The organism is Streptomyces sp. Y7 (assembly GCF_043195415.1).
In the GTDB taxonomy this organism is placed as follows: Bacteria; Actinomycetota; Actinomycetes; order Streptomycetales; family Streptomycetaceae; genus Streptomyces.
The window spans coordinates 29,885-46,976 of sequence record NZ_JBIDDQ010000027.1 but is presented as its reverse complement, the minus strand read 5'-3'; the positions used below and the strand labels follow the sequence as shown (position 1 = coordinate 46,976).

12 protein-coding genes are annotated in these 17,092 nt (G+C 72.7%); 5 read left to right on the top strand and 7 right to left on the bottom strand.

Annotated features, from left to right (window positions below):
* Nucleotides 1-45: 45 nt before the first annotated feature.
* Entirely contained in the window at nucleotides 46-828 is a 783-nt protein-coding gene (locus ACGFW6_RS37820) for a pectate lyase (RefSeq protein WP_393520567.1), read from the bottom strand.
* A gap of 386 nt (nucleotides 829-1,214) precedes the next feature.
* On the opposite strand from ACGFW6_RS37820, the gene ACGFW6_RS37815 reads away from it, so the two are divergent.
* Nucleotides 1,215-2,591, top strand: coding sequence for a PHB depolymerase family esterase (locus ACGFW6_RS37815; RefSeq protein ID WP_393520565.1), 1,377 nt, complete (start codon nucleotides 1,215-1,217; stop codon nucleotides 2,589-2,591).
* Between the two features lie 708 nt (nucleotides 2,592-3,299).
* Nucleotides 3,300-8,090: an HAD-IC family P-type ATPase gene (locus ACGFW6_RS37810; protein ID WP_393520658.1), complete on the top strand. Its 4,791-nt coding sequence runs from the start codon at nucleotides 3,300-3,302 to the stop codon at nucleotides 8,088-8,090.
* 62 nt (nucleotides 8,091-8,152) lie between these two features.
* On the opposite strand, the gene ACGFW6_RS37805 is transcribed toward ACGFW6_RS37810, so the two are convergent.
* A complete protein-coding gene (locus ACGFW6_RS37805) occupies nucleotides 8,153-9,232 on the bottom strand; it encodes an NADH:flavin oxidoreductase/NADH oxidase (RefSeq protein WP_393520563.1) in 1,080 nt (359 codons plus the stop codon).
* A gap of 148 nt (nucleotides 9,233-9,380) precedes the next feature.
* Here ACGFW6_RS37805 and ACGFW6_RS37800 point away from each other — a divergent pair, with 148 nt between their 5' ends.
* Nucleotides 9,381-9,734 (top strand): ArsR/SmtB family transcription factor, encoded by a 354-nt coding sequence (locus tag ACGFW6_RS37800; protein WP_393520561.1) that lies wholly within the window; start codon nucleotides 9,381-9,383, stop codon nucleotides 9,732-9,734.
* Here ACGFW6_RS37800 and ACGFW6_RS37795 read toward each other — a convergent pair.
* Both ACGFW6_RS37795 and ACGFW6_RS37790 read right to left on the bottom strand, forming a co-directional pair.
* Entirely contained in the window at nucleotides 9,654-11,033 is a 1,380-nt protein-coding gene (locus ACGFW6_RS37795) for a nucleobase:cation symporter-2 family protein (protein ID WP_393520559.1), read from the bottom strand. The genes ACGFW6_RS37800 and ACGFW6_RS37795 overlap by 81 nt on opposite strands.
* 91 nt (nucleotides 11,034-11,124) lie before the next feature.
* On the bottom strand, nucleotides 11,125-12,495 hold the full coding sequence (locus ACGFW6_RS37790) for an FAD-dependent oxidoreductase (protein ID WP_393520557.1): 1,371 nt from the start codon (nucleotides 12,493-12,495) through the stop codon (nucleotides 11,125-11,127).
* A gap of 198 nt (nucleotides 12,496-12,693) precedes the next feature.
* On the opposite strand from ACGFW6_RS37790, the gene ACGFW6_RS37785 reads away from it, so the two are divergent.
* Complete coding sequence (locus ACGFW6_RS37785; RefSeq protein ID WP_393520656.1) at nucleotides 12,694-13,185, top strand: DUF6214 family protein; 492 nt, start codon at nucleotides 12,694-12,696, stop codon at nucleotides 13,183-13,185.
* 31 nt (nucleotides 13,186-13,216) lie between these two features.
* On the opposite strand, the gene ACGFW6_RS37780 is transcribed toward ACGFW6_RS37785, so the two are convergent.
* Nucleotides 13,217-13,840: a DUF305 domain-containing protein gene (locus ACGFW6_RS37780; protein WP_393520555.1), complete on the bottom strand. Its 624-nt coding sequence runs from the start codon at nucleotides 13,838-13,840 to the stop codon at nucleotides 13,217-13,219.
* A 129-nt stretch (nucleotides 13,841-13,969) separates the two neighbouring features.
* On the opposite strand from ACGFW6_RS37780, the gene ACGFW6_RS37775 reads away from it, so the two are divergent.
* Nucleotides 13,970-15,466 carry an LVIVD repeat-containing protein gene (locus tag ACGFW6_RS37775; RefSeq protein WP_393520553.1) on the top strand — a complete coding sequence of 499 codons (1,497 nt, stop codon included), beginning with the start codon at nucleotides 13,970-13,972 and terminating at the stop codon, nucleotides 15,464-15,466.
* On the opposite strand, the gene ACGFW6_RS37770 is transcribed toward ACGFW6_RS37775, so the two are convergent.
* A complete protein-coding gene (locus ACGFW6_RS37770; protein ID WP_393520551.1) occupies nucleotides 15,454-16,152 on the bottom strand; it encodes a TetR/AcrR family transcriptional regulator in 699 nt (232 codons plus the stop codon). The genes ACGFW6_RS37775 and ACGFW6_RS37770 overlap by 13 nt on opposite strands.
* 158 nt (nucleotides 16,153-16,310) lie before the next feature.
* The gene (locus tag ACGFW6_RS37765) at nucleotides 16,311-17,039 is read right to left on the bottom strand and encodes an HAD family hydrolase (RefSeq protein ID WP_393520549.1); all 729 of its coding nucleotides are present in this window, start codon (nucleotides 17,037-17,039) and stop codon (nucleotides 16,311-16,313) included.
* Nucleotides 17,040-17,092 lie beyond the last annotated feature (53 nt).

Below are 17,092 nucleotides of genomic sequence, written 5' to 3'. Positions count from 1 at the left end.
CTTCGGACGGCCGCGTTCACCGCGGGGACCGCCTGTCCCTGCGGGCTACCTGTACGTGATGTCCGAGCTGGAGTACAGGCAGTTCGTGCTGTCGGGTCCCGTGCCGACAGCCGTGTTGTTGTTGTACTTCTGGCACGGGATGACCTTGCGGCTCGCGTCGTTGAGGATCGTGATGCCGCGCAGCGTCGCCACGTCGCCCCGGTTGACGTTGATGCCGACGAGGCGGGCCGTGGACCCGGTGCCGGTCACCTCGATGTTGCTGAGGTTGACCTTGCGCGTGTACTGCGTGGAGCAGTCGCCGCACGAGCGGTACAGCGTCTTGAACTCGCTGACCGCGAAGTTGGAGATGTTCAGCGTGCCGGGCCCGTTGTGCTGGAAGACCTTGTCGGCCGCCTTCTTCGCGCCGCCGCCCGTCACGGTGTAGGTGGAGCCGCCGCGGAAGGTGGCGGCGTCCTCGCCGACGTCCTCCCACCACACGTTCTGCAGGGTGCAGGAACCCTCGCAGTGGATGCCGTCGGCGCCGGGCGCGCCGATGATGACGTTCTTCAGCGTCGCGCCCGCCGCGAGCTCGAAGATCGGGTCCTGGCCCTCCTCCTGCCCGTCGCCGGCCAGGTCTCCGCTGCCGTAGTAGCGGACCATGCCGCCGTCCCGGACGCCGGACACCTGGATGGTGGAGCTCACCGGCTGACTGCCGGAGGGCGTCGGCCAGGTGGCGGCGCTCGCCGGCGGTACGCCGATTGTCGTGATCATGACAGAGGAGAGTCCGAGTGCGGCCAGACCGCCGGTCAGCGCGCGCCGGCGGGGGCGCGGCCTTGCTGGTGAGGTCATGTCCCGATGCCTTCTTCCGGTTGGGGGTGGTCGGAGCTCCGCGTGCCCGTGCCGCCTTCCGCCTCATGCGCATACGTGAACCGTGCGTGTCATGCGGAACGTCATGCGCGGCCAGGGCGGACATGTGGGGCTGCCGTCGAGCGGCTTGGTCACGCTGCTGAACGGAACGTATGGGGTAAGCGCTTTCTGGTCAACGCTTTGTGCGGCGGAATTCGGTCAGTTCTGATGGGGGTTCGAGGGGAAGCAAGGGCTCTCTGATCGACATCGTGGGAGCGCTTCCATGATGGACGTGTCCATGCCACGATGCACTCGCATGTGTGCCGTACGGCTCGCATGCTTTTCACGTGAGAGGACGTCCACGAGCCGCGATCGGAAGGGACAAGGACGTGCCCACCCCCCACCGCACGACCGCGAGACGACAGCTCCTGACGCTGCTTGCCGCCCTGCTGCCGCTGCTGGCGGCCCTGCTCGTCGCCGCGCCGGAGGCCGACGCCCGCACGGAGGCGGCCGATGCCCGCACGGAGGCGGCCGATGCCCGCACGGAGGCGGCCGGCGCCCGCACGGAGGCGGCCGATGCCGTCCCGGCCGCGACGCTCACCGAGGTCACCGACTTCGGCGCCAACCCCAGCAACCTGCGGATGTACGTGTACGTGCCGGAGAACCTGGCCCCGAAGCCCGCGATCGTGGTGGCCGTGCACTGGTGCACCGGCTCGGGCCCGGACATGTACAACGGCACCGAGTACGACACGCTCGCCGACCGGTACGGCTTCCTCGTCCTGTACCCGTCCGTCACCCGCAGCAGCAAGTGCTTCGACGTCTCCTCGCCGCAGGCGCTCCGACGCGATGGTGGCAGCGACCCGGTCGGCATCAGATCCATGGTCGACTGGGCCACGCGCACCTACGGTGCCGACACCGACCGCGTCTTCGCCACCGGCATCTCCTCCGGCGCGATGATGACCAACGTCCTGCTCGGCGACTACCCCGACGTGTTCGCCGCCGGTGCCGCCTTCGCGGGCGTCCCCTTCGGCTGCTTCGCCACCACCGACGGCTCCGAGTGGAACAGCGCGTGCGCCCAGGGCACCGTCAGCCGGACCGCGCAGCAGTGGGGCGACACCGCCCGCGCCGCGTACCCCGGCTACACCGGCCGGCGCCCACGGATGCAGCTGTGGCACGGCAGCGAGGACGACGTCCTGCGGTACCCCAACCTCGGGGAGATGATCAAGCAGTGGACGAACGTCCAGGGTGTCGGTCAGAACCCGGCCGCCACCGACACACCCCAGTCCGGCTGGACCCGCACCCGCTACGGCGGCACCGGTGACCGCGCTCCCGTCGAGGCGATCAGCCTCCAGGGCGTCGGGCACAACCTCTACGGCTCCGGTATGGCCGCCCGGGTCCTCACCTTCTTCGGCCTCGACGGCGGCGGCCCCGCCCCGCAGCCCCAGCCCGGAGCCTGCCGGGTGAGCGTCACGACCAACGCCTGGAACACCGGCCTCACCGCCTCCGTGACCCTCACCAACACGACCTCCGCGTCCGTCAACGGCTGGCGGCTCGGCTTCACCCTGCCCACCGGGCAGACGATCACCAACGGCTGGGGAGCCACGTACGCCCCGGCCTCGGGCTCGGTGACGGCGACCGACGCCTCGTACAACGCGGTCCTCGCACCGGGCGCGAGCGTCGCCCTCGGCTACCAGGCGAACCACACCGGCAACAGCGCGGCGCCGGGTGCGTTCACGCTCAATGGGGCGGCCTGTTCGGCGGGGTGATTCCGCGCCGGGGCTGCCGTGGCCGGGGATCGGGCCTCCTGCCGCGTCGGGACGGGCAGCAGGATCGGGCCTCTCACCACGCCGGGGGATCGGGCCTCTCGCCACGCGGGGGTGGTCTGGGGGGCGGGTCCTCTCGTGACGTGCGGGTGGGCTCGGGGACGGGCCTCTCTTGACGCCGGGGTGCGCAGGGGATGGGGCCTCTCTTGACGCCGGTGTGCGCACGGGATCGGGCCTGACGCCGACGGGCGGCGGGCTCCTCGCCGGGGAGTGCGCGCAGGCTCGGCAGGCCGTAGTGGCGCAGGGTGTCGAGGGGGCGGTAGCGGATGAGGACCTCTCGCCACGCGGGGGCCGGCAGGAGGAGCCCGCCACCCGCTACGCCGCGGGCGGCAAGGGGGCCCGGCTCCGGCCACGCCGTGGGCGGCAGAGGGGCCCGTCACACGCAACGCCGCGGGCGGCGAGGGGGCCCGGCTCCGGCCACGCCGTGGGCGGCAGAGGGGCCCGTCACACGCAACGCCGCGGGCGGCGAGGGAGCCCCTCCCGCCACGGCAGGCCGCGGCAGCCGCCGCCAGCGTCGCCCTACCTGCCCTACCTGCCCCAACGCGAACACGGCGCCGCCGATCGTGATCATCGTGTCGGGCGGATGACATGCCGTTCTGCGGGAACTCGGCGGCACGCAAGGCGAAGTCGATCCAGGGCACGGGGCACGCGATGGTTCTGTCACTGCTCAGACGTCCGACGGCCGCCGCGGCCGGGCTGGTCGCGGCCGGGCCCCGACTGCTCGCCAGAGGAGCCGCGCCCGCGGTGGGGATCGCCGCGGGGGCCGTGGCCGGCACGGCCCGGGCGGGGGTCCGGGGCGCCGACAGCGCGGTCCGGGTCGGACGGGTCGCCCGCAACACACTCGCCGTGCGCCCGCAGCCCTGGCGGTCCGGCCCACGGGCCCATCTCGCCCTGCGGCCCGAGGCACTGGACCGCGTACGGCGGCAGGGCGGCACGGAACGCGCGGCGCGCAAAGTGGCCGCGGCCCTGGCCGAACGGCCCGACGTGGCCCTCGCCTACTGGGACGGCGGGCTGCGCCGGCTGGTGGTCAAGGCCGTCGAGGACTCGGCCTGCGACGAGGTGCTGCGGAAGGCGGCCGAGATCGCGTCCCGGCACGGTCTGGCCCCGACGACCGAGGCGCTGGAGGAAGTCCCCCACCCGGCCGACCCCGCCGGAGTGAGGGCCGCCGCCACGACGCTCGCCGTCGACGGAATCGGCATCGCGGCCGCGCTGGCCGGGTACGCCCTGCGGCTGCCCGCCTCACCCAGGGCCGTGACCGCGCTGGTGACACTGCTCCGGGAGAACCCGGCCTTCCGCGGCTGGCTCCGCGCGCGAGTGGGCCCCTCGCGCATGGACGTCGCGCTGGCCGTGGCGCACGCGGCCGCGCACGGAGCGGGCCGTACCCCGACCGCCCTGGTGCTCGACGGCGCGCTGCGCTCGCTCCAGCTGGCCGAGACGGTGGCACGCGCCGCCGCCTTCGACAAGGTCCACGACGACGTCTGCACGCCCGAGCGGTCCAGCGTCGCGGGCGACGGCTTCGGGCGCCCGCCGCTGCGCACCTCCCCGGCGCAGGAGTACGCCGCGCACGCCGAGGCCGGCAGCCTGGTGGGCGCGGCGGCCATCCTGCTGGTCAAGCACGACGGCACCGAGGCCGCGGAGGCGGTGCTCGCGGGCGCGCCCAAGGCCGCGCGCTACGGGCCCGCCGCCTTCCACGCCGTACTGGGCTCCGCTCTGGCCCGTACGGGCGTCCTGGTCCGGGACATCGAGCGGCTGCGGCAGCTGGAGATGGCCGACACGATCGTGCTGCACCCGAGCGCGCTGCGGACGCAGGGGGCCGGCGCCGACCCGTGGGCCGAGGCCGTGCTGGACGCGGCGCGACGTGCGGGGCTGCGCGTCGTGATGGTGGACGACCCGGCGCTGGCCGACTTCACCGGCCTCGCCGACCAGGTCGTGCGCGACGGACGGCCCCTGGGCGAGGTCGTCGAGGAACTGCGGGGTGAGCACGGCGTCGTCGTCACCGTCGCCCGGCCCGGCGCGGACGACGAGGACGTGCTCGCCGGGCTGCTGGCCGGCGACGTGGCCGTCGCCCTCACCGACCGGGACGGCGCCCTCGTCTGGAGCGCCGACGTGCTGGCCCCGCACGGACCGGCCGACGTGTGGCGGCTGCTGCGTGCGGTCCCGGCCGCCCGCAAGGTCGGCCGCAGGTCGCAGACCCTCGCCCGGTCCGGAGCCGCGCTCTCCGGACTGCTGGTGGCCATCGGCAAGTCCCGCCGTGGCCGTCCCACGCCGTGGTCGGGCCTGCGCCAGACGCCGGTCGACGCGAGTGCGGCATGGTCCCTGCTCACCGGCGCGCGTGCGGCCGTCGGGGTGGCCGTGGCCCGTGCCCCGCATCCCCGTCCGCGCGTGGCCTGGCACGAGCTGGAGCACACCGAGGTCCGCGAACGGCTGGAGGAGGCGTCGGGTCCCGAGCCGACCCTGCGCGAGCAGGTCACCGACCGCACCCGCGAGGTGGTCCGCACGATGGGCCGCAAGCCCGTGTTCGCCCCGTTGAGCGGACCGCTGCGGCTCGCGGGCGCCGTGCGCGACGAGCTCGACGACCCCCTCACCCCCGTGCTCGCCGTCGGCTCGGCCGCCGAGGCCATTCTCGGCTCGGTGCTGGACGCCCTGTTGGTGGTCGGCGCGCTCGACCTGAACGCGCTGGTCGGCGGCGTCCAGCGGATGCGTGCCGAGCGGGCGCTGTCGGGGCTGCTGGCCAAGCAGAAGCGCAAGGCCCGCGTGACCGGCGAGGATGCGCGGTCGCGGCCGCACCTGGTGGACGCCGCGAAGCTCGGCCCGGGCGACACGATCGAGCTCCGGGTGGACGACGTGGTGCCCGCCGACGCCCGCCTGGTGGAGGAGGACGGCCTGGAGGTGGACGAGTCCGCGCTGACCGGGGAGTCCCTGCCGGCCGACAAGGCCATCGATCCGACACCGGACGCCGCCGTCCCGGACCGTCGCTGCATGGTGTTCGAGGGCACGACCGTGGTGGCCGGACAGGCCAGGGCCGTCGTGGTGGACACCGGGGACCACACGGAGGCAGCGCGGGCCGTCGCCCTCGCCGCCCGTCGGCCGCCGTCCGCCGGAGTACAGGCCAGGCTGCGCGAACTCACCGACAAGGCACTGCCGTTGACGCTGGCGGGCGGTGCCGGGGTGACCGCGCTGTCGCTGCTGCGCGGCACACCGATCCGCCGCGCGGTGAGCGGCGGGGTGGCGGTGGCCGTGGCGGCCGTGCCGGAGGGGCTGCCGCTGGTGGCGACCGTCGCGCAGCTCGCCGCCGCCCGCCGGCTGAGCCGCCGGGGCGTGCTCGTCCGGGCGCCGCGCACCCTGGAGGCGCTCGGCCGGATGGACACCGTCTGCTTCGACAAGACCGGCACCCTCACCGAGAACAGGCTGCGCCTGGTACGCCTCACCGAGGCCGACGGCACGATACGCACGCCGAACGAGACGACGGCCGACGGAACGGTGCGCACGCCGGCGGACACGGCGACCGAGGCCGACGGCACGATCCGCACGCCGGCGGACACGGCGACCGAGGCCGACGGCACGGTGCGCATGCCGGCTGACACGGCGACCGAGGCCGACGGCACGATCCGCACGTCGGACGAGACGACGGCCGACGGCACGGTCCGGACGCCGGCTGACACGGCGACCGAGGGTACGGCTCGCACGTCGGACGGGACGGAGGCGGATGGCGCGGGCCGCACGGGGGACGAGTCGGAGGCGGGTGGCGCGGTCCGTACGCCGACTGACACGGCGACCGAGGGCACGGCTCAAACGCCGGACGAGGCGGTGGCCGACGGCGCGGCCCGTACGCCCGACGAGGCGGTGGCCGACGGCGCGGGCCGTACGCCCGACGAGACCGAGGCCGGCACAGTTCGTACGCCGGACGAGGGTACGGGCCGTGCGCCCGACGAGGCGGCGCCCTGCGACACCCTGCGGTTCGCGGCCCGGGCCTGCCCCCGGCTGGACACCGGCACGGACCGGCCCGTGCACGCCACCGACGAGGCCGTCCTGGCCGCGGCCGCCCCCGACCCCGACTGGTCCCAGACCGAGGGTCTGCCGTTCGAGGCGGGGCGCGGCTATGCCGCCGCGGTCGGCCGGACGCCCGACTGCGATCCCCTGCTCGTCGTCAAGGGCGCCCCCGAGACGGTGCTCCCCGCGTGCTCCGGCCTGCCCTCGTCGGCATCCGAGAAGGCACAGGAGCTGGCCGGCGACGGACTGCGGGTCCTGGCGGTCGCCCACCGCACCCTCGACCCGTCCGACGACGCGGCGGACATGCTGGAACAGCCGCTGGAGGAGCTGGAGTTCACGGGACTGCTCGCGCTCGCCGACGTACCGCGCGACACCTCCACGGCCCTGGTCCAAGGTCTGCGCGAGGCAGGGGTACGGCCCGTCATGCTCACCGGCGACCACCCGCGGACCGCCCGGGCGATCGCCGCCGAACTGGGCTGGCCCGAGGACACCGGGGTGGTCACGGGCGACGAACTCGCCGCCGCGGACCGGGAGGGACGCATCCGGATGCTGCGTGACGTCGGTGTCGTGGCCCGGGTCGCGCCCGAGCAGAAGCTCCAGGTCGTGGAGGCGCTGCGGGACGCCGGGCGGGTCGTCGCCATGGTCGGCGACGGAGCCAACGACGCCGCGGCCATCCGCGCCGCCGACATCGGCGTCGGCATCAACGCCCGCGGTTCGGCGGCCGCCCGCAACGCCGCCGATCTCGTGCTCACGGACGGCGATCTGACGGTCCTCATCGACTCGGTCGCCGAGGGCCGGGCGCTGTGGCACAGCGTCGCCGACGCCATCGCCATCCTGATCGGCGGCAACGCGGGCGAGGTCGGCTTCGGCCTCCTCGGCACCCTGCTGTCGGGTGCGGCGCCGCTGTCCACCCGGCAGATGCTGCTGGTGAACCTGTTCACGGACCTGTTCCCGGCGATGGCGGTGGCGGTCACGCCGAAGGAGCAGGACGGGGCGGCCGCCGGGGAGCCGGACGCTCGCCCGTCGAGCGCCCCCGCCGGCTCCGACGGCACCGAACTCCTCGGCGCCCCCTTGATCCGCAAGATCAGGCACCGGGCCCTGACGACCGCGCTGGGCGGCACGTCGGCCTGGCTGTTCGGCCGTTTCACCCCGGGCACGGCCCGCCGCTCGACCACGATGGCGCTGTGCGCGGTCGTCGGCACGCAGCTCGCCCAGACGCTGGCCGACCGCCGGGGCAGCCCGCTGGTCCGCGTCACCGCACTCGGCTCCGCGGCCGTCCTCGTCGTACTGGTCGAGACGCCCGGGGTCAGCCACCTCTTCGGCTGCACGCCGCTGGGCCCGGTCGCCTGGGCCGGCGTGGCCGCATCGATCGCGGTCGCCGCGGCGGGCGGGCGTGCCGTGCCGTACCTGGAGCGGACCGTCATGCGGTACGTGCCGAACGGTCCGGGGTGACCCGACTCCGGCGAACGACCCGGGGCCGTACGAAGGATCAGGTCACCCTCGGGCGTCCTCGATCACACGGACCGGTGGTACTGGTCCGGCACGTGCACGTCCCCGCCCAGCTCCCGGGCCGCGTGCCGGGCCCACGACGGGTTGCGCAGCAGCTCGCGGCCGAGGAGGACGGCGTCCGCCTCACCGTTCGCGAGGATCTTCTCGGCCTGTTCGGCGTCGGTGATCAGACCCACGGCGGCGACCGGCAGCGACGTCTCGGCCTTCACTCGCGCCGCGAACGGCACCTGGTAGCCGGGTCCGACCGGGATGCGGACGCCGGAGGCGTTCCCGCCGGTGGAGACGTCCAGCAGGTCGATGCCGTGGGCCTTGAGGTCGGCGGCGAAGCGGACCGTGTCGTCGGCGGTCCAGCCGTCCTCCTCCAGCCAGTCGGTCGCCGAGATGCGGAAGAACAGCGGCTTGTCGTCCGGCCACACCGCGCGCACGGCGTCCAACACCTGCAGGGCGAAGCGGGTGCGGTTCTCGTACGAGCCCCCGTACTCGTCGGTGCGGTGGTTGGAGTACGGCGAGAGGAACTCGTTGATCAGATAGCCGTGGGCGCCGTGGATCTCGGCGATCTCGAACCCGGCGTCGAGGGCGCGGCGCGCGGCGTCCGCGAACTGGCCGACGACCTCCTGGATCTCGGCGACCGTCAGCTCGGCCGGCACCGGGTGCCCGTCGGCGAACGCGATCGCGCTCGGCGCCACCGGCTGCCAGCCGTAGGAGTCCGGTCCGACCGGAGCCCCGCCCTTCCAGGGCCGGTCGGTCGAGGCCTTGCGGCCGGCGTGCGCCAGCTGGATCGCCGGGACGGTGCCCTGCGACACCAGGAAGCGCGTGATCCGGCGGAACGCCTCGACCTGGGTGTCGTTCCAGATACCCAGGTCCCACGGGGAGATCCGGCCCTCGGGGCTGACACCGGTGGCCTCGACGACGATCAGCCCCGTGCCGCCGGCCGCGCGGGCGGCGTAGTGCGCGAAGTGCCAGTCGTTGGGGGCGCCGGTGTCCGGGCCCTCGGGCGCGGCCGAGTACTGGCACATCGGGGGCATCCACACCCGGTTCGGGATCGTCACTGCACGCAGGGCGTAGGGCTCGAAGAGCGCGCTCACGGCGGACTCCATTCGTCGCGGGGACCAGTGGTCGACTCGTACGATAGGCATCGTAGTACGGGAGATGTCAAACTACGAGAGGTCTCGTACAATGGCAGAGCCCCGGCCAGGTGGGCCGACCGGGAGAACCCGACGAAGTGGAGCCGCCGTGACCAGCCCCGCTGTGAGCAGCCGAGACCTCCCGCACCCGGCGAGCGAGGAGATCCGTCTCGAGGCCGTGCTGCACGCGCTGTCCGACCCGTTGCGGCTGAACATCGTGCGGGAGCTCGCCGCCGTCGGCGACGAGCTCTCCTGTTCGCACTTCGATCTGCCGGTGACCAAGTCCACGACCACGCACCATTTCCGGGTGCTGCGCGAGAGCGGCGTGATCCGGCAGATCTACCGGGGCACGGCCAAGATGAACGGCCTGCGCAAGGACGATCTAGACGGCCTCTTCCCGGGGCTGTTCGACGCCCTTCTCGACGCCGCCGCCCGGCAGGCAGCCCGGCTCGGGAACGCCTGAACCGGCCTTCGAGGGCAGGTGGTTGAAGAGCAGGTTCAGCACGATCGCCGTGAGGCAGCCCGCGCTGATGCCGCTGTTCATCACCGTCCGGAACCAGTCGGGGAACTCCTCGTAGATCGCCGGCACGCCGACCGGCAGCATGCCGACGGCCACCGAGACGGCCACCACCGTCAGGTTGTCGTTGCCCTTGAAGTCCACCCCGGCCAGGGTCCTCAGCCCGCTCGCGGCGACCGTCCCGAACATCACCAGGCCCGCGCCGCCCAGCACCGGCGCCGGTATCGCCGCCACCACCGCGCCCAGCTTGGGCAGCAGGCCGAGCAGGACCAGGATGCCGCCCGCCGTCGCCACCACCCAGCGGCTGCGCACCCGGGTCATGCCGACCAGGCCCACGTTCTGTGCGTACGCCGTGTACGGGAAGGTGTTGAAGACGCCGCCCAGCACCGTCGACAGGCCGTCGGCGCGCAGGCCGTCCGCCAGCGAGCGTGGCTCGACCCTGCGGTCGGTCATCTCGCCGACCGCGATCAGGTCACCGGTCGTCTCGGTCATCGTCACCAGCGCCACCACCAGCATCGACGCGATGGCGGAGAACTCGAAGGCGGGCGCGCCGAAGTGGAATGGCGTGCTGATGCCGAGCCAGTCGGCCTGGCTGACGCCACCGAAGTCGGTGAAGCCGAACGGCACGGCCACCGCGAGTCCGACCGCGATGCCGATCAGCACGGCGATCCGACCGAGGAACACCGGCGCGAACCGCTGCACGCCGAGCACCACGGCGAGTACGAAGGCCGCCAGCGCGATGTTCCTGGGCTCCCCGAAGTCCGCCGTACCGGCGCCGCCGGCCGCCCAGTTGCCCGCGACCGGCAGCAGCGAGAGACCGATGATCAGGATCACCGTGCCGGTCACGAGGGGCGGGAAGAAGCGCAGCAGTCGGCCGAAGACCGGGGCCAGCAGCACGATCGCCAGTCCCGCGACGATCACCGAGCCGTAGATCGCGGGCAGTCCGCCGCCCGTCGTGCCGATCAGCACCATCGGCGAGACGGCGGCGAAGGTGCAGCCCTGCATGATGGGCAGCCGTACGCCGAACCGCCAGAAGCCGATGCACTGGATCAGGGTCGCGACACCGCACACCAGAAGGTCGGCGGTGATCAGATACGCCAGGTCGGCGGGCGGCAGCTTCATGGCGCCGCCGACGATGAGGGGAACGGCGACGGCGCCGGCGTACATCGCGAGGACGTGCTGGAGGCCGAAGGCGGCGAGTTGCCGGGCGGGCGGGACCGCGTCGACGGGGTGTGCGGTTGTCATACGCGGACCGTAGACTCCTTTGACAGTTTGTTGATTTCGAGTGTGTTGCCCATTCGTTCCGAGTGCGGTTCGTGGGTGGATGCCCGCGCTTCTAAGGGGCGGTGCCGTGCACGGCGTTCATCAGTGACGGCCAGTCGGGCAGCTTCACCACGCGTCTGCCGAGCGACGCCCCCAGTTCCGCCTCGGCCCGCTCGATGGACTGCCAGCCGGACCACTCGACGGGCTCGACGCCGTCGGCGCGCAGAACGGCGAGCGGATCCCCGGGCAGCTCTCGCCCCGCGAGGACGGGAGCGTCCTCCAGCAGCGACAGCACCGTCTCCTTCGCGCACGGCCGGTTGGTGCCGATCACGCCGGTCGGCCCCCGCTTGATCCAGCCGGCCACGTACTCGCCCGGCGACACGGCGCCTTCGCGCAGCACCCGCCCGGCGAGATGCGGGACCGTGCCGGTCGCCGCGTCGAAGGGGAGGCCCTCCAGCGGCACCCCGCGATAGCCCACCGACCGCAGCACCAACTGCGCCTCGATGTCCTCGTACCGTCCCGTGCCCGTCACACCGCCCCGTCCGTCGGGCAGCGTGCGCTCGAAACGCACCGCGCCCACGCGCCCGGCGTCGGCCAGGAGTTCGACGGGGCGCAGGAAGAAGCGCAGCCGGATCCGGTGGCGGGCGCCGCTCGGCGGGGACTCGGCCCAGCCGCGCAGCACTTCCACGTTGCGGCGCTGCGGCGCGGGCAGCCCGGATGGGTCGGCGTATGCCGGGTCCAGCGCCAACTCCCTTGGATCCACGCTCACTTCGGTGTCCGGCAGCGAGCCCAGCTCCCGCAGCTCCTTGGTGGTGAAGCGGGCCTGCGACGGGCCGCGCCGGCCGACCATCTCGATGTCCGTGACCCGGCTCGCGGCGAGGGCGCTGAGCGCTCCCTGAGGAATGTCCGTGGGGCTCAGCTCACTCGCGCCCCGGGCCAGCATCCGGGTGACGTCCACCGCGACGTTCCCGACACCGATGACCACCGCGCAGCGCGCGCCGACCACGAAGCCGTCGTGGTCGCGCACGCCGTCCCGCTCGGGCTCCGGGAAGTCCGGATGGCCGCTGTACCAGGACACGAACTCCGTCGCCGACCAGCTGCCCGGCAGGTCCTCGCCGGGAATCCCGAGGTGCCGGTCGGTGGCGGCGCCCACGCAGTACACCACCGCGTGGTAGAGCTCGCGCAGCCGCGCCCCGGGCACCCCGTCCGGGCCGATCCGGACGCCGCCGAGGAACCGCACCCGCTCGTGCTCCAGGACCGTGCGCAGGTTGTTCTGGAGAGACTTGATCTTCTCGTGGTCCGGCGCCACTCCGTAGCGCACCAGGCCGTACGGGCAGGGCAGCCGGTCCAGGACGTCGACGCACACGTCGTTGTCCAGCTGTACGAGGCTCTGGGCGGTGTAGCACCCGCTGGGCCCTGAGCCGACGACGGCGACACGAAGCACGGCGGAACTCCTTGTCCGGGGATCGTCAGGAGTCGCTCTCGGGTCCAGCATCGCACCGCTGCCGCTCCGCTGACAGGGTGCTGTGCGCCGTACGGGACGCGTGTTCGTTCGTATGGAGTGTGATCATGCGGTTACGTTGCGTGTGTGCTGGAAGCATCCTTTCTTAATCTGTCCGATCGCCCCGCGACGGACGGAGCCGTGTCGGTGTGGCCCGCATGGAAAGTGCGGGACGGTGGCGGCGCCACTGTGTGGTTCGGCGTCCGGCTGGAGTTCGGTGACGGCGCGCGGGTCGACGCGGTGGCCGTGGTGTCCGAGGGGAGCGTCTCCATCGAGGACGTACGCGCGGAACCGGCGCTCTCCCTCGACGACCTGGCGGCGCTCGCCGACTGGATCGAGGGTCCGCTCTCCGACGCGTGCGGCATCGGGACCGGCCGGGGCGCCGACGGGGGTGAGGACGGCGAGGATGCCGAGGGCGGGGACGCCGGGTCCGGCCGTGTCCGGTCGGCCTGGCCGCGCGGCGTCGAGGGGCAGTGGCTGGTCGCGCAGAAGTACCGGGCGGCGCAGGAGGCGGGCACCGATCCCGTGCTCGCGGTGATGAGCGCGACCGGGCACAGCCGCCGCAGATCGCTCAGGCTCATCGGGCAGGCGCGCGACGCGGGCTTCCTGACTCCGCGCCGCGCGCGCCGCTGAACACGGTCCGGGCGGGGATCCGCCGGAGCCCTCAGAGCATGTCCCGCATCCGGGCGATCTCGCTCGTCTGCTGAGCGATCACCTCGTCCGCCATCTCCTCGACCCGGATGTTGTTCCCCTGCCCCTTCACGTCGGTGGCCATGGTGACCGCCCCGTCGTGATGGGTGATCATCAACGTGAGGAAGAGCTGGTCGAACGCCTTCCCGCGTGCGGCGCGCAACTTCTCCAGCTGTGCCTCCGTCGCCATGCCGGGCATCGAGACGTGCTCGTGACCGTCGCCGTGCTCGGCCTTGCCGTGGGTCTTGAGCCACCCCTTCATGGCGGCGATCTCCGGCCCCTGCGCGGCGGCGATCCGCTCGGCCAGCTTCGTCACCTTCTCCGACTCGGCTCGGCTCGGGGCGAGTTCGGTCATCTCCAGGGCCTGGGCGTGGTGCGCGATCATCATGCGCGCGTAGTCGACGTCCGCGGAGTTGGGGGAGTCGTCCTCGGCGCGCTGCTCCGCGGCCTCCTCGGCGGACAGCATCCGGTTCGACTCGCCGGGCTTGCCCGGCACGATCACCGAAGGCCCCCCGCGGGCGGGCGACTTGGCCTCCGAGTCGTCGCAGCCGGCGAGCGCGAGCACGGCCAGGACAGCCAGAGCGGCGGTTCCGGTCATGACGCGGGACGCGCGGCGGGTCGGCGTCTCAGTTACATGTTCATTGCCCCCTGTTGATATGTGCATGACCGTGACGATACTCGTGCGTGTGTGAACCGTTCCAGTGCGAACGGAACAAGGGAGGAAACAGTGATCCTGTTCAGCAGTCCCCGAACACGACGCAGACGCCTGGGAGTTGCCACCGCCGCCGCCGGGCTCCTGGCCGCACTGCTCAGCGCACAGCCGGCTGCCGCGACCCCCGACCCGGGGGACGGCCCCGTGGCGGAGCAAAAGGTCTCCGAGCGCACCCGGTCCGAGGTGCGCGAGGCGCTTGCGGACGGCGAGATACCGGGCCAGAACGAGATCGTCCACTCCGACAACATCCAGCACCTGGCGTCCGTCCCCAAGGACGCGCTCCAGGGCACCAACTCCGACCTCGCCTTCCAGGGCAAGTACGCCTTCGCCGGCAACTACGACGGCTTCCGCGTCTTCGACATCAGCGACCCGACCGCGCCGAGGACCGTCGCCCAGGTCCTGTGCCCCGGCTCGCAGAACGACGTCTCCGTCTCCGGGAACCTGCTGTTCCTGTCCACCGACTCCTCGCGCAGCGACAGCAGTTGCAACAGCACCACCCAGCCCGTGACCGAGAAGTCCTCCTGGGAGGGCATGAAGGTCTTCGACATCAGCGACAAGAGCAACCCCCGGTACGTCGCCGCCGTCGAGACCGCCTGCGGCTCGCACACCCACACGCTGGTGCCCGAGCGCCGCAACGTCTACGTCTACGTTTCCTCGTACTCGCCGGACGCCACCTACCCGGACTGCCAGCCGCCGCACGACGGCATCTCCGTGATCAAGGTGCCGCGCCACGCCCCCGAGAAGGCGGCCGTGGTGAACTTCCCGGTGCTCTTCCCGGGTGAGGGCCCGGACGGCGGCGGCAACCCCGGCCCGCCCGGCGGTGTCCGCAAGACCACCGGCTGCCACGACATCACGGTGCTGCCCTCGAAGGACCTGGCAGCGGGCGCCTGCATGGGCGACGGCATCCTGATGTCCATCGCGGACCCGGAGCACCCGAAGGTCATCGACCAGGTCCGGGACGACGTCAACTTCGCGTTCTGGCACTCGGCGACCTTCAACCAGAAGGCGAACAAGGTCGTCTTCACCGACGAGCTGGGCGGCGGCAGCGCGGCCACCTGCAGCGCGGAGATCGGCCCGGACCGCGGTGCCGACGGCATCTACGACATCGTCGGCAAGGGTGACAAGCGCAAGCTGGTCTTCCGCAGCTACTTCAAGATCCCTCGCCACCAGGCCGCCACCGAGAACTGCGTCGCCCACAACGGCTCGCTGATCCCGGTCAGGGGCAGGGACATCATGGTCCAGGGCTGGTACCAGGGCGGCATCTCCGTCTGGGACTTCACCGACTCGCGCAACCCCAAGGAGATCGCCTACTTCGACCGCGGCCCGCTCACCACGGACGTCCTCAGGTCGGCCGGCTCCTGGTCGGCGTACTACTACAACGGCTACATCTACTCGAACGAACTCGCGAGGGGCTTCGACGTCCTGAAGCTCGACGACCGGCGCACGGACCCGGCCCGCCGGGTCCACCTGCGTGAACTCAACGTCCAGACCCAGCCGGACTACTTCGACTGACCCGACGGATCCGACCGGTCGTCCGCGCAGTCGGATGCGGACCCGGTCGCGAAGAACCGCGACAGATCCATGTCGCACGTCCCGCCGGACACGGCCTCCGCGTCCGGCGGGACGCCCTGCTCCCAGTCCAGCCGGTAGCGCTTGAACAACTCCGCCCGCAGCACCGGCACCGGCATCGGAACCCCCGGCACCAGCGCCGCGTAGACCGCGCCCATGAGCAGGGCGCGCAGCATCGGATAGTCGGTGTCGGCCGAGCCGTGTCCCACGCAGGTCTCCCGCAGCAGTTCGGCGAGCCGCCGCTGCTCCGGGCACTGCACGAAGCCCTCGGCCTGGAGGATGCCCGCCATGTGCTGGCGCATCAGCACGGGCCGGTCCCGGGCCAGGCCCAGGATCGCGTCGATGGCCCGGGCCATCCGCTCCCGGCCGTCCTCGGTACGCGGTTCGCGCTCCAGCGCCTCCTCCAGCGTGCGGTGCATCAGCCGGTGCACGGCGGACTGCACCAGCTGGCGCTTGCCGGGGAAGTAGTACGACACCAGTCCGCGCGCCGAGCCCGCCCGGTCCGCGATGTCGCCCAGCGTGGTGGCGTCGAAGCCACGCTCGCCGACCAGCTCGAGCGCCGCCTGGAGAAGCCGCTCCCGGGATCGCCGCCGCAACTCTTCATTGACCGAGGCGCTGCGCGGGGACATGCTGTAACTCCTGCGTTGACTGGCTGCCAGCCAACTATACTCAACGCGTCCGGCCCGGCCTCGGCGAGGCCGGTCGGGGCTGTCGTCTGCCCCGGGCGACACGGGGGATCGTCCGGGGCGGGCTCCATCCCGCGGAATCGTCGCCGGAGGCTACTTGTTCAGCGGGTCTGCGGTGCGACGCCGTTCACGCGCGCCCCGGCACCCACCAGATCCAGCACCGGCCGCAGTCCCTCCGGCCGCTCGGCCGCCGGCAGATGATCCACGAAGTGGACCGCACAGCCCAGGGCCGCCGCGCCGCCGTCGGCCCGCCGGTCGTCCCCGACCATCACGACGTCGCGCGGATCGACGCCGAGCGCCGCGCACGCCGTCCGGAACAGTCGCGGGTCGGGCTTCTGCACACCGTGCTCGTACGACAGCACATAGGTGTCCACATACGGATCGAGGCCGTGCTCCCGGAACACCGGGCGGATGTCCCAGCCGATGTTGCTGACCACGCCCACCCCGATGCCGCGCTCGCGCAGCGACGCCAGCACCTCGGCGGTGTCGGGATACGGCACCCAGGCGGCTGGGGACATGTGGCGGTCGTACAGCAGGTCGTGCAACCCGTCGTCGGGGAGCGCCACATGCCGCGAGAGTGCGGTGTAGGCGGCCCGGTGCAGAGCCGCGCTCTTGTCGCGCACCCCCCAGACGCTCGCCACGTCCTCGGGCAGCCAGGAGGGAGCGCTCCCGCCCGGCAGTGCCCCCATCACCTCCAGCGCCCGCGCCGCCTCGGCCACCTCGGCCTCGGCGAGCTCCATCCGCATCTCGGCGAGCCCTCCGCGCAGCCAGGACTCGGTGGACTCGACGCGGAAGAGGGTTCCGGAGAAATCGAACAAAACAGCGGTCATGGTGGGATCCTACGGGGCCGTGATCCGACGCGCGGGGACATCGCCGTGATGGC

What these genes read in the sequence shown, in the direction of transcription:
- ACGFW6_RS37820 (WP_393520567.1), bottom strand. Translation starts at nt 828, where the DNA reads ATGACCTCACCAGCAAGGCCGCGCCCCCGCCGGCGCGCGCTGACCGGC.
- ACGFW6_RS37810 (WP_393520658.1), top strand. Translation starts at nt 3,300, where the DNA reads ATGGTTCTGTCACTGCTCAGACGTCCGACGGCCGCCGCGGCCGGGCTG.
- ACGFW6_RS37795 (WP_393520559.1), bottom strand. Translation starts at nt 11,033, where the DNA reads ATGACAACCGCACACCCCGTCGACGCGGTCCCGCCCGCCCGGCAACTC.
- ACGFW6_RS37780 (WP_393520555.1), bottom strand. Translation starts at nt 13,840, where the DNA reads ATGACCGGAACCGCCGCTCTGGCTGTCCTGGCCGTGCTCGCGCTCGCC.
- ACGFW6_RS37770 (WP_393520551.1), bottom strand. Translation starts at nt 16,152, where the DNA reads ATGTCCCCGCGCAGCGCCTCGGTCAATGAAGAGTTGCGGCGGCGATCC.
- ACGFW6_RS37765 (WP_393520549.1), bottom strand. Translation starts at nt 17,039, where the DNA reads ATGACCGCTGTTTTGTTCGATTTCTCCGGAACCCTCTTCCGCGTCGAG.